Origin of the sequence: Lysinibacillus sp. PWR01, from assembly GCF_043359455.1 — a bacterium.
In the GTDB taxonomy this organism is placed as follows: domain Bacteria; phylum Bacillota; class Bacilli; order Bacillales_A; family Planococcaceae; genus Lysinibacillus; species Lysinibacillus fusiformis_F.
In genome coordinates this window covers 1-20,783 of record NZ_JBHERJ010000031.1, presented here as the reverse complement: position 1 = coordinate 20,783, position 20,783 = coordinate 1, and the positions used below count along the sequence as shown (strand labels likewise).

General features: G+C 36.9%; 19 protein-coding genes. 17 read left to right on the top strand and 2 right to left on the bottom strand.

Annotated features, from left to right (window positions below):
* Positions 1–140 precede the first annotated feature (140 nt).
* Complete coding sequence (locus ACEVFT_RS03995; RefSeq protein ID WP_205441646.1) at positions 141–911, top strand: Cof-type HAD-IIB family hydrolase; 771 nt, start codon at positions 141–143, stop codon at positions 909–911.
* Positions 912–1,231: 320 nt separating this feature from the next.
* Here ACEVFT_RS03995 and ACEVFT_RS03990 read toward each other — a convergent pair whose 3' ends face one another.
* The gene (locus ACEVFT_RS03990) at positions 1,232–1,993 is read right to left on the bottom strand and encodes a DeoR/GlpR family DNA-binding transcription regulator (protein WP_393948221.1); all 762 of its coding nucleotides are present in this window, start codon (positions 1,991–1,993) and stop codon (positions 1,232–1,234) included.
* Between the two features lie 151 nt (positions 1,994–2,144).
* Between ACEVFT_RS03990 and ACEVFT_RS03985 the strand changes: the two genes are divergently transcribed.
* Genes ACEVFT_RS03985 through phnX form a run of 5 tightly spaced genes read left to right on the top strand, consistent with a single transcriptional unit; the run spans position 2,145 to position 7,420 of the window.
* Entirely contained in the window at positions 2,145–2,897 is a 753-nt protein-coding gene (locus ACEVFT_RS03985; RefSeq protein ID WP_205441648.1) for an ABC transporter ATP-binding protein, read from the top strand.
* A complete protein-coding gene (locus ACEVFT_RS03980; RefSeq protein ID WP_393948219.1) occupies positions 2,890–4,521 on the top strand; it encodes an ABC transporter permease subunit in 1,632 nt (543 codons plus the stop codon). Before ACEVFT_RS03985 ends, ACEVFT_RS03980 begins: the two co-directional genes overlap by 8 nt.
* Positions 4,518–5,504: an extracellular solute-binding protein gene (locus ACEVFT_RS03975; RefSeq protein WP_131521663.1), complete on the top strand. Its 987-nt coding sequence runs from the start codon at positions 4,518–4,520 to the stop codon at positions 5,502–5,504. The genes ACEVFT_RS03980 and ACEVFT_RS03975 overlap by 4 nt, the downstream gene beginning before the upstream one ends.
* 13 nt (positions 5,505–5,517) lie before the next feature.
* Entirely contained in the window at positions 5,518–6,618 is a 1,101-nt protein-coding gene (gene phnW / locus ACEVFT_RS03970; protein ID WP_281216869.1) for a 2-aminoethylphosphonate--pyruvate transaminase, read from the top strand.
* Positions 6,608–7,420, top strand: a complete 813-nt coding sequence (gene phnX, locus ACEVFT_RS03965) for a phosphonoacetaldehyde hydrolase (protein WP_393948217.1) — start codon at positions 6,608–6,610, stop codon at positions 7,418–7,420. The genes phnW and phnX overlap by 11 nt, the downstream gene beginning before the upstream one ends.
* Before the next feature lie 41 nt (positions 7,421–7,461).
* On the opposite strand, the gene def is transcribed toward phnX, so the two are convergent.
* A complete protein-coding gene (gene def / locus ACEVFT_RS03960; RefSeq protein ID WP_048391947.1) occupies positions 7,462–8,019 on the bottom strand; it encodes a peptide deformylase in 558 nt (185 codons plus the stop codon).
* Between the two features lie 394 nt (positions 8,020–8,413).
* On the opposite strand from def, the gene pdhA reads away from it, so the two are divergent.
* The 11 genes from pdhA to ACEVFT_RS03905 all read left to right on the top strand — a co-directional run bounded on the left by pdhA (position 8,414) and on the right by ACEVFT_RS03905 (position 20,471).
* A complete protein-coding gene (pdhA, locus tag ACEVFT_RS03955; protein ID WP_004224731.1) occupies positions 8,414–9,529 on the top strand; it encodes a pyruvate dehydrogenase (acetyl-transferring) E1 component subunit alpha in 1,116 nt (371 codons plus the stop codon).
* 3 nt (positions 9,530–9,532) lie between these two features.
* On the top strand, positions 9,533–10,510 hold the full coding sequence (locus ACEVFT_RS03950; RefSeq protein ID WP_004224734.1) for an alpha-ketoacid dehydrogenase subunit beta: 978 nt from the start codon (positions 9,533–9,535) through the stop codon (positions 10,508–10,510).
* Positions 10,511–10,557: 47 nt separating this feature from the next.
* Positions 10,558–11,907, top strand: a complete 1,350-nt coding sequence (locus ACEVFT_RS03945; protein ID WP_048391944.1) for a dihydrolipoamide acetyltransferase family protein — start codon at positions 10,558–10,560, stop codon at positions 11,905–11,907.
* Positions 11,908–11,912: 5 nt separating this feature from the next.
* Positions 11,913–13,328 (top strand): dihydrolipoyl dehydrogenase, encoded by a 1,416-nt coding sequence (lpdA, locus tag ACEVFT_RS03940; protein ID WP_004224738.1) that lies wholly within the window; start codon positions 11,913–11,915, stop codon positions 13,326–13,328.
* Between the two features lie 213 nt (positions 13,329–13,541).
* On the top strand, positions 13,542–14,429 hold the full coding sequence (locus ACEVFT_RS03935) for a LysR family transcriptional regulator (RefSeq protein WP_393948215.1): 888 nt from the start codon (positions 13,542–13,544) through the stop codon (positions 14,427–14,429).
* A gap of 428 nt (positions 14,430–14,857) precedes the next feature.
* Positions 14,858–15,484 carry a phosphate starvation-inducible protein PhoH gene (locus ACEVFT_RS03930; RefSeq protein WP_342534031.1) on the top strand — a complete coding sequence of 209 codons (627 nt, stop codon included), beginning with the start codon at positions 14,858–14,860 and terminating at the stop codon, positions 15,482–15,484.
* Positions 15,484–16,092: a hypothetical protein gene (locus ACEVFT_RS03925; RefSeq protein ID WP_393948214.1), complete on the top strand. Its 609-nt coding sequence runs from the start codon at positions 15,484–15,486 to the stop codon at positions 16,090–16,092. The genes ACEVFT_RS03930 and ACEVFT_RS03925 overlap by 1 nt, the downstream gene beginning before the upstream one ends.
* A gap of 179 nt (positions 16,093–16,271) precedes the next feature.
* Positions 16,272–16,904 (top strand): hypothetical protein, encoded by a 633-nt coding sequence (locus ACEVFT_RS03920; protein ID WP_393948212.1) that lies wholly within the window; start codon positions 16,272–16,274, stop codon positions 16,902–16,904.
* Positions 16,901–18,646 (top strand): ABC transporter substrate-binding protein, encoded by a 1,746-nt coding sequence (locus ACEVFT_RS03915; RefSeq protein WP_393948211.1) that lies wholly within the window; start codon positions 16,901–16,903, stop codon positions 18,644–18,646. Before ACEVFT_RS03920 ends, ACEVFT_RS03915 begins: the two co-directional genes overlap by 4 nt.
* Before the next feature lie 14 nt (positions 18,647–18,660).
* Positions 18,661–19,662 (top strand): FecCD family ABC transporter permease, encoded by a 1,002-nt coding sequence (locus ACEVFT_RS03910; protein ID WP_205441677.1) that lies wholly within the window; start codon positions 18,661–18,663, stop codon positions 19,660–19,662.
* Positions 19,653–20,471, top strand: a complete 819-nt coding sequence (locus ACEVFT_RS03905; protein WP_483869618.1) for an ABC transporter ATP-binding protein — start codon at positions 19,653–19,655, stop codon at positions 20,469–20,471. The genes ACEVFT_RS03910 and ACEVFT_RS03905 overlap by 10 nt, the downstream gene beginning before the upstream one ends.
* The last annotated feature ends 312 nt before the right edge of the window (positions 20,472–20,783 follow it).

Below are 20,783 nucleotides of genomic sequence, written 5' to 3'. Positions count from 1 at the left end.
GCCACGAAGTTGCTTCAACAATTTTCGTTTGAGTTTCTTCAGCATGGCACATCACTCCTTAGGATCATTATAATAAAAATTATTGTCTATGTAAAGTCATTTAACTTGAAAGGATAATATTTATGGAAAGGGTTAATAGAATGAAAAAAATTTTATTTTTTGATGTCGATGGTACTCTCTATAACAGTGAAAAAAAATTACCTATATCTGCAAAAGAGGCGCTTTTGACAGCACGACGTAATGGTTATGAATTGGCAATTGCTACTGGTCGAGCACCATTTATGATTGAGTCACTACTAGAAGAATTAGAGATCGATACGTATGTTACTTTCAACGGACAGTATGTTGTCTATAAAGGTGAGGTTGTCTATACAAATGGGATTGCAAAGGAAGAGCTAGCTAATATCATTGCCTTTGGTGAGGCCCGCAATGAACCAGTGGTGTTTTTAGATGATAAACGTATGATTGCCTCAGTTGGCGAGCATCATATGGTAGCTGAAAGCTTAGACACTCTTAAATATCCATATCCAGAATTAGACTCATCTTATTATATGCAGAACGATGTATATCAAACACTTATTTTTATGGAAGAAAAAGATGAACCTTTATATAATGAAACATTTCCGAATGTTCAATTTGTACGTTGGCATCGTTATTCTTGTGATATTTTGCCTAAAGGAGGTTCGAAGGCTGCTGGTATTGAAAAGGTGCTTGAAAAAATGGGCATCACTTTACAAGATGCCTTTGCTTTTGGAGATGGCATAAATGACATTGAGATGCTGCAGGCTGTAGGGACAAGTGTTGCCATGGGGAATGGGCATGAGCGAGTGAAGGCAGTCGCTCATCATATTGCTGACCATGTAGATGAGGATGGTCTCTCAAAAATAATGCGCAAGCTATCGATTATTTAAAATAAAGAAGCAACTAGTTGCCAACTTCGCGACTAGTTGCTCATTTTTTTGAAAAACAAAGTAATCATTAGTGTGAAAGGTGAAAAAGACTTTCATTCCAATAAGTCTTAACTTAAAGTTGTTTACTACTCATTTTAGTATACGTTGTTGTCATTAATCTGTTAAAAATAAATGCATATCCTAAAATATGAAATAAAGGGCTATTTATTCACTACTGCTCGATATTTCTCCCGTATAGTTGATTGGAGTGTCGCTGGCGGAACGGAAATCAACCCTCGCCTTGCCAAATATACTCTATCTGTTCTTAACATCAGCGCTTTTTAATCCTCGACTGTGTTGACCACTTTTATTGGAACGCCATTATCTGCAAAATGTTGAATCGTTTTTTTAGGTAGTGCGTCATCTGTGATAATGACATCTATGTCATTCACTGGACAAACCTGAATTGCTACATCTTTATTAAATTTTGAGGAATCTGTAGCGACATAGACTGTTTGAGAGATGGATATTATTTGCTTTCTGGTAATCGCTTCATCCAAGCTAAAATCAGATATACCTTTCTCAATTGAGACGCCACTAGCACAAATAAATGCTTTGTTGATATTAAGGTGTTCAAAGCGAAATAAGAATTCATTCGACGTCACTGATTTTTCAGAATGACGAACTTTACCGCCAAGCAGTATAACCTCGATATTAGAGCCAATTAGATCGAATGCCACAGGTAGTGAGTTTGTTACTACTGTTAGTTTTTCCTTGTCCAATAAAAAGGGTGTCATTTGATAGGTAGTTGTTCCACTATCAATGAAAATACATTCCCCATCTTGAACGAGCGAAGCACATGCTTTGGCAATAGCAATTTTCTCTGCTAACTGCTCGTGAAGTCGTTGATCAATTAATCCCTCAACTGGCTCAATATATTTAACGCCTCCATAAAACTTTTCAATTTTTTTGTTTTGCATCAACTGTTGGACATCACGACGGATCGTTTCCATCGAAACGTTAAACTCTTTCGTGAGAGTTACTAATTTTACTACCTTATGTTGACGTATAAACTGCAAAATTTGATGTTGCCTTTCTATCATATACATTTCATCACCTCTACTAGATATTTACTCAAAGTAATCATAACTTTGTCAACAGTTGGTCAGAATTTACTCAACATTTACACAAAAAAGCATTTTCCTTTACAAATGGTCTCTATACTAAAGCTAAGAACTGAGAGAGGTGACCAAATTGTTAGAGCTAAAAAATATCTCAAAAAGCTATAAAAATAAGAAAGTTTTAGTAGATATCAACGTAACCATCGAATCAGGTGAGATCATTTCGTTACTAGGGCCAAGTGGTTGCGGTAAAACTACTTTGCTGAATATCATTTTAGGACTCGCGGATCCAACGGCTGGTCAGCTTATCTACAATGGACAAGATATATCAAAGCAATCGATGCAAGAAAGAGGATTTAATATCGTATTTCAGGATTTTGCGTTATTTCCTCATTTAAACGCATACGACAATATCATTTATGGATTAAAAAATAAAAACCTGCAAATGTCCAAAGAGGAGATACAAGAATACATTGATTTTTTAGAGCTAGCTCCACATTTGCATAAAAAAATTCATGAATTGTCTGGTGGGCAAAAACAGCGTGTTTCCATTGCAAGAACACTCGTGATGCAACCTAAAATTCTATTATTAGATGAACCATTAAGTGCACTGGATGGCGTCATTAAGGAATCGATAAAGGAGCGCATTAAATCCATCGCCCGTGAATTTGATTTGACGACTATTATTGTGACACATGATCCAGAAGAAGCCCTCACCTTATCAGATAAAGTTATGATTATTAATGAAGGTACAGTTGCTCAATTTGGCACACCTCATGAAATCGTAACAGCGCCAAAAAATCAATTTATAGAGGACTTCATATTAAGGCAGCTTCATATTAAGCGACATAACATCTATCAATTGTTTGGAGAAACATATGCTTAAAACGAATAAAATGATGAAATTAATTTTTCTGCCGATTCTACTATTTTTTCTATTCTTTTTAATTGTGCCATTGCTTTATATGTTTTGGCAGTCATTCAAAATAGGAAATGTCGTGACTGTTCAAAATTATATAGAGGCTTTACAAAATATCGAAATTCGTGAAGCTTTCATTAATAGCTTTAAAGTTTCCTTTGTAGCATCGATAGTGACAACTATTTTAGCTTTTTTATTGGCGTATGCTGTTCATTTTACTACGATGCATCGCCATACAAAAAAGCTAGTTCAAATTGGAATTACCTTGCCGATGCTACTGCCAACCATCACCTATGGCTTTGTATTGATTTATACATTTGGGAATCAAGGAATTCTAACAAAATTAGTGGGGCAGCCTCTTTTTACAATCTATGGGTATAACGGCTTGGTGATCGGTTACGTCTTATACACATTACCAGTTGCCTTTATATTAATGCAAAACTCCATGCAATATATCGATAAACGTTTTTTACTTGTTTCAATATTAATGCATGATCAGCCAATGCGTCGTTTTTATCATACCGTATACCGTCCTATGGTTGGGACAATTGGCGGGGCATTTATTTTAACATTTGTTTTAAGCTTCACTGACTTTGGAATCCCTGCATCGGTTGGTGGCAATTACAGGGTAATAGCTACTGAACTCTACCAAGCTATGTTAGGTTCCATTGTGCATTTTGAACGTGGAGCAGTCATTTCAGTGTTAATGCTAGTACCTGCTGTATTAGGTGTTGTCATGCTAACGATTTTAGAGCGCTTCAATTTTCAATATAAACAGGTTGGGCAAAGTGAACTTGTAAAGCATCGTTTACGAGACACGCTATTTACAATTTATTCAATTCTCTGTGTAACAGCTGTATGTATTATTTTTTTAACCATGTTTATTGTGCCTTTTACCAAAGGCTATCCGTACGATTTCAGCTTTACATTAGAGCATGTTCAAAATGTACTCGCAGAGAAAGATTTAACAAAGGTTTACATCAATTCTCTCATCGTAGCGGTTCTAACAGCAATATTAGGTGTGGGCATAACATTTATGTCGGCGCTTCTTAATACAAGGACACCATTAAAGGGAAGAAAAAGCTTAGATGTAACTTCTATGATGACAAATACAGTTCCAGGTATGGTACTTGGATTATCCTACTTATTTTTCTTTAATGGAAGTTCTTTAAAGGGTACTTTTCTTATCGTTATCGCATGTAATATCGTGCATTTTTTTACGACACCTTATTTAATGGCGAAAAATTCATTGCAAAAAATGGATCCTACGTGGGAAGTGACAGCTGAGCTGTTAAAGGATTCGTGGTTAAAAACCGTGATACGAATTATTTTACCGAATATTAGGCCAACGATTTATCAAATGTTTAGCTACTATTTTTTAAATGCGATGGTTACAGTCAGCGGTGTTATTTTTCTTGTCAGCACAAAGACAATGCTTGTATCGACAAGGATAAAAGAGCTACAGCATTTCGCAAAGTACACCGATATTTTTGTTTTATCGATATTCATTTTATGTACAAACCTCATTGTGAAATTAGGTTGTGATTATATAGCAGCACATAAAGAAAAAACGGAGGAGATTACAAAATGAAGAAGTCAACAGGCATGATGTTAGGGACAGTAAGTGCAGCAGCAGTCGTTTTAGCTGCATGTGGAGGAGTAGCAGCAGATTCCAAAGAGCAAGTCATCATTTATTCAAATGCTGATGATGAAGCTATTGAAGTGATGGAAACTACATTAGATGATAAAGGCTATAAAGGTAAGTATTTAATCCAGTCGTTTGGTACTTCTGAGTTAGGTGGCAAAATGATGGCGGAAGGGACAGATATTGAAGCAGATGTTGTAACAATGGCTTCTTATTTTATAGAAAGTGCACAAACCTCAAAATCCATGTTTGTGGATATTTCCTCAGACTTAAAGCCTCTTGATGGGAGTGTTACGTATGCATTACCGATTTTAGGCAATGTAGGCTCTATCTTTATTAATACAGAGGTATTACAACAAAAGGGGCTATCTATTCCGAAATCCATTAAAGATTTGACAGACCCTGCTTATAAGGATTTAGTGTCATTCCCAAACATTATGGACTCCTCAACAGGGTGGCTTCTAGTACAAGCTATTATAAAGGAATATGGTGAAGAGGAAGGGAAAAAAGTTCTAGCAGAGTTAATTAAAAATGCAGGACCACATATTGAAAGTTCAGGCTCTGGCCCTATTAAAAAGGTGAAAACAGGAGAAGTTGCTGCAGGCTTTGGTTTACGTATCCAAGCTATTGATGCCAAAAACGAAGGGTTACCGATTGATTATATTGACCCGACAGAAGGAAATTTCACTTTAACGGAATCTGTAGCTGTTGTAGATAAAGAAGGTGAGGAAGCATTAGCAAAAGAAATTGCAAAGGTAATTGCAACAGAGGCTCGTGATGGTCTTCTAGAGCAATATCCTGTAGCTCTATATGAAGGAGAACAAGTAAAGGACGAGCACGTTCCTACCTATTTGAAAAAATGGGATACTACCTTAACCGTAGATTTATTAGAAAAACACCAAGCCTTCTTTAAAGAAGCACAGCGATAAGGAGTTATAGCAGATGAGTAACTATAAATTATTGACGCCAGGTCCATTGACAACAACTGAAGCAGTGAAACGAGAAATGTTAAAAGATCGTTGTACATGGGATGACGATTATAAAAATGTGACACAAGTGATTCGTAAGCAACTCTTAAAATTAGCAAAAGTTGATGAAGCTGATTACACTACGGTACTAATGCAAGGAAGTGGAAGCTTTGTAGTAGAGTCTGTACTAACAACAGCAATTGGTGAAAATGATAAGGTGCTGATACTAACAAATGGTGCTTATGGTGAAAGAATTGTTGAAATGGCCAAAGCCTTAAAGTTACAGCATGTTGTTTATAGTGCTCCTTATGATGAACAGCCCTCCTTGTTAGAAGTTCAATCCTTCCTTGAAAGAGATAGGAGTATTACTCATGTAGCTCTCGTACATTGTGAGACGACTACTGGTATTTTAAATCCTATTAAAGAAATTGGGGAAGTTGTTCATTCGTTCAACAAAACGTTTATTGTGGACGCCATGAGTAGCTTTGGAGGCGTACCAATGGATTTATCAAGCTTGCATATTGATTTTTGTATTAGTAGTGCCAATAAATGTATTCAGGGTGTCCCAGGCTTTGGTTTTGTTATCGCGAATACAAGAGCACTGGAAAAATGTAAGGGACAAGCTCGAAGTGTTGCATTAGATTTGCATAGTCAGTGGGAAGTAATGAAGCAAGATGGGAAATGGCGTTTCACATCGCCTACACATGTAGTGGCAGCTTTTGCGAAGGCGCTTGAAGAGTTGAATGAAGAAGGCGGAATTCATGCCCGCTACAAACGCTATGCGTATAATAATCAACTACTTCGCTCTCGCTTGTCGGTGCTGGGATTTAAAGCGTATATTTCAGAGGAGCTTCAATCACCAATTATCACAACATTTTTATTCCCGTATAAAGAGTTTTCTTTTGAGGATTTTTATCAAGAAATAAAAAATGCAGGTTTCGTTATCTATCCAGGTAAGCTGACGGATGTCGATACATTCCGTATTGGCAATATTGGTGATATTCATGAGGAAGATATTCTTGCATTATGTGAAATCATTGAAAATTATATGGTGGTGAAAAACAATGAAAATTGAGACGGTTATTTTGGACTGGGCAGGCACAGCAGTTGACTTTGGTTGTTTTGCCCCTGTTAATGTTTTTTTAACAATTTTTGAAGATGCTGGTGTAATAGTTACACTGGAAGAGGCTCGTAAACCAATGGGGATGCTGAAAATTGATCATATCCGCACCATGCTAGAAATGCCAAGAATTAAAGCAGAATGGCATCGTGTACATGGACAATCCTTTAATGAAAAGGGTGTACATGTATTGTATAATCATTTTGAAACAAAATTAATGGAGTCTTTGGCGACCTATACAGATCCTATCCAGCACGTGAAAACAACAGTACAGCAATTAAGAGATGCAGGTATTCGAATAGGCTCTACAACTGGCTATACAGATGCAATGATGGAAGTAGTGACAAAGCATGCTGCTGACAAGGGCTATCAACCTGATTTTCTTGTAACACCAACACAGGTTGGTGATAAAGGGCGACCATATCCATATATGATTTTTAAAAATATGGAGGCATTAGGTTCGCAAGCGACGAAGCAAGTTGTGAAGGTTGGCGATACAACATCAGATATAAAGGAAGCCTTGAATGCAGGTGTTTGGGCTGTTGGCGTTATTATTGGAAGCTCAGAAATGGGACTATCCGAAGAAGAATTCAATGCCCTATCTTCAGAAGAACAGCAACAAATCATAGAGAAAACAAAATGTGTTTTTGAAGAATCTGGCGCTCATTATACAATTGAAACAATGGCGGAGTTGCCAGCATTAATTGAAACGATCAATGCTCGGTTAAATATGGCTAGACAATTAGAATATAAATAATAATTAACCTCGGCAGAAGTAAAAAACTGCCGAGGTTGTTTTTAGTCGCGCTCATATGGGATTGAATCTGGTATTTCCGCAAATGGATTCTTTTCATTAATACGGTCATAAAACATAATGCCGTTAAGATGATCTAATTCATGCTGAAAGGCAATAGCTGGCAAGCCCTTAAGGCGCATTTTTTTCTCTTCACCATCAATTGTTTTAAATTTTACTGTGATGCGTGCATGGCGAGGTACATACCCAGGAATATTACGGTCAACAGAAAGACATCCTTCACCTGCTGATAGGTATGTGTTTTCAACAGAATGGCTAACGATCTTTGGATTTATGGCTACAAAGCTTAATTGTTCACCAGCCTCATCTTTTAAATGAAGAGCAAACATACGCTGTAAGCTATTTACCTGATTGGCAGCCAAACCAATGCCACTACGCAAATTATATTTTTCTGCCATTTCAGGATCTTGGCTGTTGATTAAATATTGAAGCATATCCTCAGCAAGCTTTCTTGTTTCTTCAGTTAAAGGGAATTTAACTTCCTCTGCTTTTGTGCGTAAAGTCGGATGACCTTCGCGGATAATATCATCCATTAAAATCATAATAGTAATCTTCCTTTCAACTTTGTAGTGCTTACTAATAAGTATACATCACGTTTTCGTACAATCCCATGAAAAAAGTCCTTATTTGAATATACTCAAAAAATTTTTCTAATGCTATTAGATTTTCGAGAATGGGGTATTCTACTAGGGGAAAACCTGTTGGAAAACGTAAGAGTTGTATGGTGTGAGTAAGGTGTTGTAATACAGAATTTGAATATTAGTAATACAGTATAGGACAGCGGTGTTTGATTGTTATTCTAGAAAAAATCTTTGTATATAGCAGTAATAGATGATTGACCGACAGTATTTTATTCAGTATACTGAGTGTCAAGAATAAGTTGTACTAGTTAAAAAGGTGATTTATTTTAATACAGCTGAAAGGGAGATGTGACAAATGAGCAAGAAAAACAATAATATTTTTGATGCTAAACAAACGCTAACTGAAATCGAAGATAAGTTTGAAATGTTTCAAATTTTGAATGAAGAAGGCGAAATTATAAATAAAGAGGCAGATCCGAAATTATCAGATGAGGAACTAGTTGAGTTAATGACACGTATGGTTTACACACGTATTTTAGATCAACGTTCAATCTCATTAAATCGTCAAGGACGTTTAGGCTTCTATGCACCGACTGCTGGTCAAGAAGCTTCACAACTTGCTTCTCACTTTGCATTAGAACAAGAAGATTGGATTTTACCAGGTTACCGTGATGTACCTCAAATTGTATGGCATGGCTTACCTCTTGAAAAAGCATTTTTATTCTCACGTGGTCACTTCATGGGGAATCAGGTTCCTGAAGGTGTAAACGTTTTAGCTCCACAAATTATTATTGGAGCACAATATATTCAAGCTGCTGGGGTAGCACTTGGTATTAAAAAACGCGGGAAAAAAGCTGTTGCAGTAACTTATACTGGTGACGGTGGTTCTTCTCAGGGAGACTTCTATGAAGGCATTAACTTTGCAGGTGCATTTAAATCTCCAGCAATCTTCATCGTACAAAATAACCAATATGCAATCTCAACACCTCGTGAATTGCAAACAGCTGCTAAAACAATTGCACAAAAAGGTGTAGCAGCAGGATTACCAAGTATTTTAGTAGATGGAATGGATGCGCTTGCAGTTTATGTAGCAACTCGTGATGCTCGTGAGCGCGCGGTTAATGGTGAAGGCCCAACATTAATTGAAACAATGTGTTACCGTTATGGACCTCATACAATGGCTGGGGATGACCCAACTCGTTACCGTACTTCTGATACAGATAATGAATGGGCTCAAAAAGATCCTCTAGTTCGCTTCCGTAAATACCTAGAAGCAAAAGGTATATGGGATGAGAAAAAAGAAGAAGCAGTTATTGAGCGGGCAAAAGAAGAAATTAAAGAAGCAATCAAAAAAGCAGATGCTGCTCCAAAACAAAAAGTAACAGAATTAATGGAAAATATGTATAAAGGCGAAATGCCATCTAATCTAAAAGAACAGTATGAAATCTATAAAGAGAAGGAGTCGAAATAACCTATGGCACAAATGACGATGATTCAAGCAATTACAGATGCACTTCGCACAGAATTAAAGAATGATGAAAACGTTCTTGTATTCGGGGAAGATGTAGGTGTCAACGGTGGGGTATTCCGCGCGACAGAAGGCCTACAAAAAGAATTTGGGGTTGACCGCGTATTTGATACACCATTAGCAGAATCAGGTATTGGTGGCTTAGCAGTTGGCCTTTCTCTTCAAGGATTCCGTCCAGTTCCTGAAATTCAATTCTTTGGTTTCGTTTATGAAGTAATGGATTCAATTAGTGGCCAGCTAGCACGTATGAGCTACCGTAGTGGTGGCGTCTACAATGCTCCAGTAACAATCCGTTCACCATTTGGTGGTGGTGTGCACACACCTGAAATGCACTCAGATAGCTTAGAAAGCTTAATGACAGCACAACCAGGATTAACAGTTGTTGTTCCATCAACACCATATGATGCAAAAGGTTTACTTATTTCTTCTATTCGTAATGACAACCCAGTTATTTTCTTAGAGCATTTAAAGCTATACCGTTCATTCCGTGAAGAAGTGCCTGAGGAAGCATACGAAATTCCACTAGGAAAAGCGGATGTAAAACGTGAAGGTACTGATTTAACAATTGTTGCTTACGGTTTAATGGTTCATGAAAGCTTAAAGGCTGCAGAAGAACTTGAAAAAGAAGGACATTCTGTAGAAGTAATTGACTTACGTACAATTCAACCAATCGATGTGGAAACAATTATCGCATCTGTTGAAAAAACAGGTCGTGCAATCGTTGTCCAAGAAGCTCAAAAACAAGCAGGTATCGCTGCGAACGTAGTAGCAGAAATTACAGAGCGCGCAATTCTAAGCTTAGAGGCTCCTGTTCTTCGTGTGGCTGCACCAGATACTGTGTACCCATTCCCACAAGCTGAAGGTGTTTGGTTACCAAACTACAAAGATGTAATGGAAACAGCGAAAAAAGTTTTAACATTCTAATAAAGCTTCTAAACTTGAACAACAGTAAATAGAAAGGATGGGTACACATGGCATTTGAATTCAGATTACCGGATATTGGCGAGGGTATTCACGAAGGCGAGATTGTGAAATGGTTCGTTAAAGCTGGAGATACAGTAAAAGAAGATGATATTCTTTGTGAAGTACAAAATGATAAAGCAGTAGTAGAAATCCCTTCACCAGTTGAAGGAACAGTGGAGGAAGTTTTAGTAGGAGAAGGAACAGTTGCCGTAGTTGGCGATGTTTTAATCCGATTAGACGCACCTGGCTATGAAGACTTAAAGCTAAAAGGTGACGATCATGCCGAAGCAAAAACAGAGGCACAAGTTCAAGCAACTGCTGAATCTGGTCAGAACGTAGAAAAAGCTCCTACTAAAGAGGAAAAGGCACCAGAAAAAGCTCCTGAAAAAGCTCCAGAAAAGGTGGAGACAGTAGTTGATGAAACAAAACGTGTGATCGCGATGCCTTCTGTACGTAAATTTGCCCGTGATAACGATGTAAATATTCGTGAAGTGAAGGGTACAGGCAAAAACGGTCGAATCCTTAAAGAAGATATTGAAAACTTCTTAAAAGGTGGCGGCACTGTAGAGGCTGAAACTGCAAATATCGAAACATCAGAAGATACAGTTCAACAAGAAACGTCTACACCAGCAGCACCAGTAGTTCTTGAGGGGGATTTCCCAGAGACTCGTGAAAAAATGTCAGGTATTCGAAAAGCGATTGCAAAAGCAATGGTACACTCGAAACAAACGGCTCCTCATGTTACACTAATGGATGAAGTCGATGTAACAGCTCTTGTAGCACATCGTAAAAAATTCAAAGATATCGCTGCCGAAAAAGGTGTTAAATTAACATACTTACCATATGTAGTGAAAGCACTTATTTCAACTTTACGCGAGTTCCCAGAATTTAATCGCTCTTTAGATGATGCAACACAAGAAATTATCCAAAAGCATTACTATAACATTGGTATTGCAGCAGATACGGAAAGAGGCTTACTAGTACCAGTTATTAAGCATGCAGATCGTAAATCTGTATTTGCAGTGTCTAATGAAATCAATGAGTTAGCGACGAAAGCCCGTGAAGGCAAACTAGCGCCACATGAAATGAAAGGTGCTTCTATGTCCATTACGAATATTGGCTCTGCAGGAGGACAATGGTTCACACCAGTTATTAATCATCCTGAAGTAGCAATTCTAGGTATTGGTCGAATTTCAGAAAAACCTGTAATAAAAAATGGTGAAATTGTAGCCGCACCTGTGTTAGCATTATCATTGAGCTTTGATCATCGTATGATCGATGGAGCCACTGCGCAAAATGCTTTAAATCACTTAAAGCGTTTGTTAAGTGAGCCAGAATTATTATTAATGGAGGCGTAACAAAAATGGTAGTAGGAGATTTCCCAATCGAAACAGATACTCTTGTCATTGGTTCAGGTCCTGGAGGATATGTAGCAGCAATTCGTGCAGCTCAAACTGGCCAAAAAGTAACAATCGTTGAAAAAAATGTACTTGGTGGTGTGTGCTTAAACGTAGGTTGTATTCCATCAAAAGCATTAATTTCAGTAGGTCACCGTTTTGAGCAAGCTAAACATTCAGATGACATGGGAATCATCGCTTCTGATGTGAAATTAGACTTCTCAAAAGCACAAGCATTTAAAGACAGCGTTGTTAAAAAATTAACTGGCGGTGTTGAAGGCTTACTTAAAGGCAACAAAGTTGAAATTGTACAAGGTGAAGCTTATTTCGTTGACGCTCATTCAGTGCGTATCATCAATGGTGAATCTGCTCAAACTTACACATTTAACAATGTCATTATTGCAACAGGTTCTCGTCCAGTTGAAATTCCAACATTCAAATTCACTGATCGCGTACTAAATTCTACTGGTGCACTTTCTTTACAGGAAGTTCCTGGTAAATTAGTTGTTATCGGTGGAGGTTATATTGGTACAGAGCTAGGATCAGCTTACGCAAACCTTGGCTCTCAAGTAACAATTATTGAAGGCGGAAAAGATATTTTAGCTGGCTTCGAAAAACAAATGACGCAAATCGTGAAAAAAGGCCTTAAAAAGAAAGGCGTTGAAATTGAAGTTAACGCATCTGCAAAAGGCGTTGAAGAAACTGAAAACGGCGTAGTCGTAACTTATGAAGTTGGCGGAGAAGAGAAAAAAGTTGAAGCTGATTATGTATTAGTTACTGTAGGTCGTCGTCCAAATACAGATGAAATGGGCCTTGCTGAAATCGGAGTTGAATTCGGTGAACGTGGTCTAATCAATGTTGACAAACAATGTCGTACAAATATTCCAAACATCTATGCAATTGGTGATATTGTTGCAGGTCCTCAGCTTGCACATAAAGCATCTTACGAAGGTAAAGTTGCTGCTGAAGCGATTGCTGGTGAAAAATCAGTTGTTGATTATCTTGCTGTACCTGCTGTATGCTTCACAGATCCAGAAATGGCGACAGTTGGTTACAACGAAGAACAAGCGAAAGCAGAAGGCATTGAATACACTGCAGCGAAGTTCCCATTCGCAGCAAACGGTCGTGCTCTTGCATTAAACCAATCAGAAGGTTTCGTGAAGCTTGTTGCTCGTAAAGAAGATGGTTTATTAATTGGTGCTCAAATCGTAGGTGCTGGTGCATCTGATATGATCGCTGAAATGGGCTTAGCAATTGAAGGCGGCATGACTGCTGAGGATATCGCATTAACAATTCACGCTCACCCAACATTAGGTGAAATTACAATGGAAACTGCTGAAGTATTACTTGGCAACCCAATCCACATTGTAGCGAAAAAATAATATGAATAAAGGAGTGTAGAAAAAGCGGATGTTCATTCGCTTATCTACACTCCTTTTTTATTAGCAATTGTTTTATTAAATGCAGATTGTCGTTGAATAAAAGGTAATAACTTGAAGATGTTGCCCCTAAAGATATTACATTTTACTTTATGCATAAAAGATAGTATTATAATTGATAATGATTATCAATTATATATAAAGGAATGGGTTACGATGAATGAGCGCTATCGAACATTTATTTTATTAGCACAACACAAATCATTTACTGAAACAGCAAAGCATATGTTTTGTTCCCAACCGACAGTTTCTCAGCATATTCAGCAATTGGAAAATGAATTAGGCTGCCAGCTAATCTCAAGGAAACAACGGCAAATTAAGTTAACTACACAAGGAGAAATTGTGTTGGCTTATGCACAAAAAATGCAGGAAATGGATCAACAATTGCGAAGAGCAGTAAAGCAGACACAACAGGAAAATATCAAATTATATATAAGTCACTATATTGCCGATAGCTTTTTTGACGAACTATTTGATAAAAATAATAGCACATATAAACAATATCCCTATGAAATTAATAGCTATTGCTATGAAGATTTAAAAAGTAGTTTAGTAGAAAACCATACCAAATTTGCCGTGATGCCGATTTATGATGCTGATACGATCGTTCACGAGTCATTTGATATAGATATTTTATTTGAGGAAGAATTAGTATTAGTGATGACAAATGATCATCCTTTAGCAAGTCGTCAAATCATTTATACAAGAGATTTGAAAAACCTATCGATGCTATTGTCTCAAAGTTCTTATTTGAATCAGCATATTAAACAAGCTTTACATCAGAAGGCAGTACCTGTTTATTATATACAGATGACTAATTTTGAAATTATTAAAAAGGCTGTACAGCAGGGTATGGGCGTATCTTTTTTACCTTATAAATCAATAGAGGATAGCTTAGATAAATTAACGTTTAAATATGTGAAAGGTCTATCTATTAAACGAAAAAATGGTATTGTATTTAACCGTAACCAAATTTTAAATGAGCAAGAACAAGCATTTTGTGAACGTTTAAAGAAGAAATTGAAGATGGAGTCTGTCAGGTAAGTTAAACTTATAAAGGTAAATAAATCCTTTATAGTGTTTCTTCTATTATATTTATTTTTACCATTATATTCATTAAAATAAAATATTTTCTAAATTAATCCAAGCAATATACGAAGCTTTTATTTACTGTTTCGTCATTGTTTGGTTTTTTTTATCTTAATTGAGCCTCTATGTCAGCAATATGGTAGCACTTGGAGGAATTTATATCGCTTTTCTGCGATGACTTCCAAGGATCATTTCTGGTAGAATATCATCCTTAATTTGTAGGTTTATAGCATTCTATAAGAAAATGTAATAGTACAATTGGAGATTTTTATAATTTGAGAAAAACTGATAAGCGGTCAGAGAAAATTAAAATACTACACCTTAAATGATATTGATAATCGTTATCAGTGATGATATAGTTCGAAATGCAAGGAGGTATGAAGATGTCAAAAGATTATATTGTAGTTCATCCATGTAATATTTTTTCTCAAGGCAAAGCAGATGAAAATTTTGAAATAGTAGATATGTATGATTTACCGAATATTGAGCTATCTTCTTATAAATGTATGGTGATTTTAGGGTTTGTTGATCAAGAATTTTTGCAAGAAAAGAAACAAATTATCGCTGATTTTTTGGCAAATAATAAGATTGTATGCTTCTTCGGTAACTTAGTCACAGATTGGTTACCAGGACAGCAGGCTTTTATCGCAAAGGAGATTCGAAATCATTGGGATTATGACATCTCTATTGCGAAACAACACGGAATTTTTGCAGGTGTAAAGGAAGAAGATATGACAATAAATAAAGGTGTGAAAGGGTTTTTTGCTCGTGGACATCATCCAGCACCAGCAGATGCAGAGATATTATTAACTTTGCCAGACGGTGAGCCTGTGACATTTATTGATCGAAGCTCAACAAATGGGACCATTTTTATGCATGCAGGTAATAATCTCTTTAATATTGGAGGCATGACACCGTCAATATCAAAAACGACCAATCGTATTCCTACACAGCTAATGCAATGGATACAGGAAGAATACAAGTATTTAGCGGAAAGGAGTGTCAAGTAGTGCGTAAAATAGCTGTTATGTATAGTGGTAGTTCACAACATTGGCGTACATATAAGACATCTGAATTCGCTCAGTATATCGATCAATTGATTCCAGTGCGTCAGTTAGAGGAAGAAAATTTAGACGCTTTTGATGTATTAATCATCCCTTCTCAAACACATACAGGATTATTAGATAAAAATATTCAAAAGATCTATGATTTTGCGAATACAGGGAAAGTAGTGGTCACATTTGGCCCGCAGCATCGAGATTGGTTGCCGATGCATAACTGGGAATTCAGACCAACTAATTTTTGGTGGTGGCTAGAACCTAATGCTGATAGTGGCTTGCGTTTAGTAGAAGCAACGAATGATTTATTTAAGAATTATCTTACATTGGAGGATGCAACTTGGCATCAACATGGTGTGTACTGGCCAAGTGAGGGCTGCGAAGTATTAGTATCGACAGATGATGGTGGTGCCGTTTTATATATTGACCGAGTGAACACAAATGGGGTTTGGGTCAATACAACATTGGATCCAGATTATCATTTTGGCTCTTATTTTATGCCGGCAACGGAACGGTTCTTACAGGGATTTTTACCTTGGCTAAAGAAAGGGCAGATATAAGGAACGCTAAATGCGCAAAATGATTACTAATAGCTCTATTTGAGTATGTTGGTTCAAGGCTTTGACAGGATAGCTTGCCGTACATAGTGTAGAAAAACAAGCTTGTGGATATTGGACTAAATTTGAAATTTCTCGTCATTGATAAGGAAATTTTTTGATAAAAGAAAGTAGGAGAACTAGTGGAACCTATTGCTTATGTTGGCATTGATATTCAATTTACTCGGTTAACAGATGAGGATCGTGAACGTGGCTTAGTATTTTTATATTTATATGATTTACCCTCTGTCGATTTAACAGCCTATGCAGGAATAATTATCACAAATCATGTAGAAGAACAATTTCTACTAGAACATAAAACGATTTTAGATGAATATTTGCTACAGGGTGGTGTGATCTTTTCACTGACAGAAATATCCTTGTCATGGTTAGCAAATGTAGCTAATTGGAAGCGCTCTCCTATTCCATTGAAAGATCGTGAAATTATGATTGAGCAATCTAATTGTTCTTTATTTAAAGGGATAGAGCCCTATGATATTAATTATCGAAAAGGTGTACGGGGCTTCTTTTCTCGTGGTTATTTTGAAAAAGTACCTGCACAAGCGGAAGTGTTAATTACAGATCAAAGCGGTGTACCAATACTTTATGTTGACCGACATTCAACAAATGGCACCATTTTTGCAGGAGCAGGCACCGATATTTACAAGGTTTTTATTAATGAAGAAAATACATCGAAAAAGCTTAGTTTGCAAATGCTAGATTGTATTCGTGAGGAAGCTAACCGCAATTATGCAAGTGGAGGTATGGGCGAATGATAGGGATTGTGACGAATGGCTTACCATTTCAAAATCGTTTTTTTGCAGAGCAAGAATTTCATTATTTATATGATGAAGTGCTACATATTCGCCACTTGCATCAATATGATTTAACAAAGTATGACACACTTATTCTATCTTGTCGCTTAGATATCCGTTCTTTAAAACGGTATCAGTCACAATTACTGAAATTTATTAATGCTGGCAAAAGACTGATTATTTTTGGTGAAATATTGGATTGCTGGTTTCCTACAATTGATTGGGAAGATTCTGAAGTTAATTTTAGTTGGTGGGTGAGAGATGGCGGTGATTTACCGATGAAAATGCAAAATAATGTGCATCCACTTTTCAAATACGTCACATTACATGATATGAAATGGCATTATCACGGTTCTTTTTTACCGCCACAAGGAGCGCAATCGTTATTAGATATTCCAAATGGACGATCGTTATTTTATGTGGATAATGTGAGCTTTAATGGAGAACTAGTTGTCACTACACTTGATCCGATGTTTCATATCGGATTAGGTTTTATTGATCAATCAAAGCCGTTTTTACATGGGATTGCAAAATGGTTAAGAGAGGAAAAAACATTGAAAAAGTATGGACTTGTCGCTGCTGCAGCACTAACAATGTTGCTGGCAGCTTGTAATAATAATAACGAAGAGACGCAAAATAAAACTGAGCCTCAGGTGGAGGAACAATCATCAGAGTTGCAAACGACTAAGGAAGAAAAGCTTGTAGTTGACCAATTAGGACGTGAAGTAACAGTACCAAACTCGATTGAGCGTGTTGTAACGGGAGGCATTCTTCCATACTTCTCTACTTGGTATGTAGCAACAAATTCTACAAAGGAAATTGTTGGTATGCATCCAAATTCGTATAATGCAGCAAAACATTCGATGCTAGGTAAAATGTCTCCAGATGTTTTAAAGGCTGATACGTCATTTATTCAGAATGGCGAAGTCAATGTTGAAGAATTAATGAAAGTAAATCCACAATTATATATTGAGATTGCAACAGATGAGAAATCGATTAATAAAGTAACTGAAGCAGGCATTCCAGTAGTGGCACTCAAGGCAATTGATGCGGCTGCGGCAGAGCCGTTAGCTACATTTAATAGTTGGTTAGAAGTAACAAGCCAAATAACTGGTACAACAGAACGTGCCAATCGCTTCCTAGAGGAAGGGAAAAAAGTACAAGCTCAATTAGATGAAAAATTAAAAGCAATAGAAGAAAAAGACAAGCCTCGTGCAATGATGTTGTTTAGACATAATGAAAAGTCGATTACAATTGGAGGGAAAAACTTCTTTGGTAACCAATGGCTCAATGCGACTGGAGCAATTGATGTAGCTGAAAATGATATACAAGGGCAAAAAGAAGTGAATATGGAGCAAATTTATGCTTGGAATCCTGATATTATTTTTATTACCAATTTTACAGAAACACAACCAGCTGATCTACTTGAAAACAAGGTAGATGGACAGGATTGGAGTCAGGTAAAGGCAGTACAGGAGGGTAAAGTTTATAAGATACCATTAGGGATTTATCGTTGGTTCCCACCTAGTGGTGACGCCCCATTAATGTTAAAGTGGTTAGCGCAAAAAAATCATCCTACATTATTTGATTATAAAATAGAGGACGAGATTAAAGCATATTACAAAGATTTTTATGAATTTGATGTGACAGATGAAGATATTCAAGCTATTTTAAATCCATCATCAGAAGCAGCTAAATATTAAGGAATGATTGGTAAATGCAAAACTGGAAAAAGATTATTATATGGTTCCTACCCCTGGTAATTGCCATCATTTCCCTTGGTGTAGGGCGCTTTGAAGTTGGCATCGAGCAGATATTAAAAATTCTTGCTTCACAGATTTTCCCTATAGAACCGACCTGGACAGAGATGGAAGAAACGGTTATTATCAATATTCGCTTGCCACGTATTCTTCTCGCATTGTTAATTGGTGGAGGTTTGGCTATTGCAGGTGCTAGCTTTCAAGGAATGTTTGGTAATCCCCTAGTATCACCAGATATTTTAGGTGTTTCTGCGGGAGCTGGCTTTGGTGCTTCTCTTGGAATATTATTGTTTGGGCAAAATTTTGCTACACAGATAATGGCATTGCTTTTTGGATTAGGTGCCATTGGCTTTACATTTTTAATTGCCGGCGCACGCAAAAATGCTCCTATATTTATGTTTGTCTTAGCGGGTGTTATTACATCGGCACTGTTTAATGCGCTTATTTCGTTAACTAAATTTGTAGCTGATCCAGAAGAAAAGCTACCTGCCATTACCTATTGGCTGATGGGAAGCTTAGGAACAGTTACTTATAAAGATTTATATATAGGCGGACCATTGATTATTATCGGTATGTTAATACTTTATTTCCTAAGGTGGCGATTAAATATTTTAACCCTCCCAGAGGATGAGGCAAAATCAATGGGAATTTCCGTAGTGCCTTTAAAATGGATGATTATCTTCGGTGCTACATTGATTACTGCTGTATCTGTTGCGGTTGCAGGAATTGTTGGCTGGGTTGGTTTAATTATTCCACATGTTGCTCGTATGCTTGTGGGGAATAATAATCAACATGTACTACCAATGTCGATTGCTATAGGAAGTATGTATTTGTTAGTAATTGATAATTTAGCACGTTCTATAACAGCAACAGAAATACCTTTATCCATTTTAACAGCGATTATAGGCGCACCATTCTTTGCTTATTTACTGCGTAAATCTGGAGGTGGATGGGCGTGATAATTGAAGTGAAAAATGGCAATTTTTATTATGAAAAGCGTCATAAGAAATCTCAAAATCTTTATATGAACAATATTAATTTTACACTGGAACCAGGACAGATTATGGCTATTCTTGGTCCTAATGGTGCTGGAAAGACCACAATGCTCAAATGTATTACAGGGTTACTAGAGTGGAAGCAGGGAGAAACCTATATAGATGGCAAGCCATTGTCTACTGTCAAGCGTAAGGAGCTTTGGCAACGTATTGGCTATGTACCGCAAGCTCATAAAATGGTATTTGGTTTTACAATAGAAGAGCTTGTTGTAATGGGACGAGCCCCTTTTATTAGTACATTAGCCCAACCATCAAAAAAAGATTTAGAAGCGGCACATTTGGCACTAGATACAATTGGTATTGTCCATTTAGCCAAAAAATCATGTAATGAGGTAAGTGGTGGGGAGTTGCAATTAGCTTTAATAGCACGTACATTGGTTGCCAATCCAGAAATACTTATTTTAGATGAACCCGAGTCCCATTTGGATATTCAAAAACAAATTATTATTTTACAAACAATTAAGCAATTAGCAAGAGAGCGTGGCATTTCTTGTATTATTAACACGCATTATCCTAATCATGCCTTTTATTTAGCTGATCGGGTTCTAATGACGGCAAAGGATAAGGATGTTGTATATGGTACTGTACATGAAATAATGACGGAGGAGAGAATGCAGTCGTTTTTTGGTATAGAGCTAAAAAAAATACTATATGAGGAAGAGAATTATGTAGTAGAAACGATGGTACCACGTGCATTAGGTGCAGAAAAATAAGAACGAAAATGATAGTCAGCATGTAGTTGGAAAACAACTACATGCTTCTTAGTGTTGAAAAACAAAACAGTCAATTGAAAGGTAGAAATGGATTTCCGTTGCAGGCTACTTGCTCGCCTGTCTCGCTATCTCATGGGAGTCAAGTAGCCCTCAACTCCAACCCACTTTTTAGCAAATGTTTTCAAATAAAGTGAAGGTGTTCACTACTCTTTATGAAGAGGTGTTGTCACGCATCACTTCTCCACATTGAAAATAAAAATCCTATCCCTCTAAGAATACAAATAATGGGTGATTTGATTGCTATACTAGTAT

Bases quoted from the DNA above. Each gene is read 5' to 3' on its own strand.
- ACEVFT_RS03995 (WP_205441646.1), top strand. From the start codon at position 141: ATGAAAAAAATTTTATTTTTTGATGTCGATGGTACTCTCTATAACAGT.
- ACEVFT_RS03990 (WP_393948221.1), bottom strand. From the start codon at position 1,993: ATGATAGAAAGGCAACATCAAATTTTGCAGTTTATACGTCAACATAAG.
- ACEVFT_RS03980 (WP_393948219.1), top strand. From the start codon at position 2,890: ATGCTTAAAACGAATAAAATGATGAAATTAATTTTTCTGCCGATTCTA.
- ACEVFT_RS03975 (WP_131521663.1), top strand. From the start codon at position 4,518: ATGAAGAAGTCAACAGGCATGATGTTAGGGACAGTAAGTGCAGCAGCA.
- phnW (WP_281216869.1), top strand. From the start codon at position 5,518: ATGAGTAACTATAAATTATTGACGCCAGGTCCATTGACAACAACTGAA.
- phnX (WP_393948217.1), top strand. From the start codon at position 6,608: ATGAAAATTGAGACGGTTATTTTGGACTGGGCAGGCACAGCAGTTGAC.
- def (WP_048391947.1), bottom strand. From the start codon at position 8,019: ATGATTTTAATGGATGATATTATCCGCGAAGGTCATCCGACTTTACGC.
- pdhA (WP_004224731.1), top strand. From the start codon at position 8,414: ATGAGCAAGAAAAACAATAATATTTTTGATGCTAAACAAACGCTAACT.
- ACEVFT_RS03950 (WP_004224734.1), top strand. From the start codon at position 9,533: ATGGCACAAATGACGATGATTCAAGCAATTACAGATGCACTTCGCACA.
- ACEVFT_RS03945 (WP_048391944.1), top strand. From the start codon at position 10,558: ATGGCATTTGAATTCAGATTACCGGATATTGGCGAGGGTATTCACGAA.
- lpdA (WP_004224738.1), top strand. From the start codon at position 11,913: ATGGTAGTAGGAGATTTCCCAATCGAAACAGATACTCTTGTCATTGGT.
- ACEVFT_RS03935 (WP_393948215.1), top strand. From the start codon at position 13,542: ATGAATGAGCGCTATCGAACATTTATTTTATTAGCACAACACAAATCA.
- ACEVFT_RS03930 (WP_342534031.1), top strand. From the start codon at position 14,858: ATGTCAAAAGATTATATTGTAGTTCATCCATGTAATATTTTTTCTCAA.
- ACEVFT_RS03915 (WP_393948211.1), top strand. From the start codon at position 16,901: ATGATAGGGATTGTGACGAATGGCTTACCATTTCAAAATCGTTTTTTT.
- ACEVFT_RS03910 (WP_205441677.1), top strand. From the start codon at position 18,661: ATGCAAAACTGGAAAAAGATTATTATATGGTTCCTACCCCTGGTAATT.
- ACEVFT_RS03905 (WP_483869618.1), top strand. From the start codon at position 19,653: ATGGGCGTGATAATTGAAGTGAAAAATGGCAATTTTTATTATGAAAAG.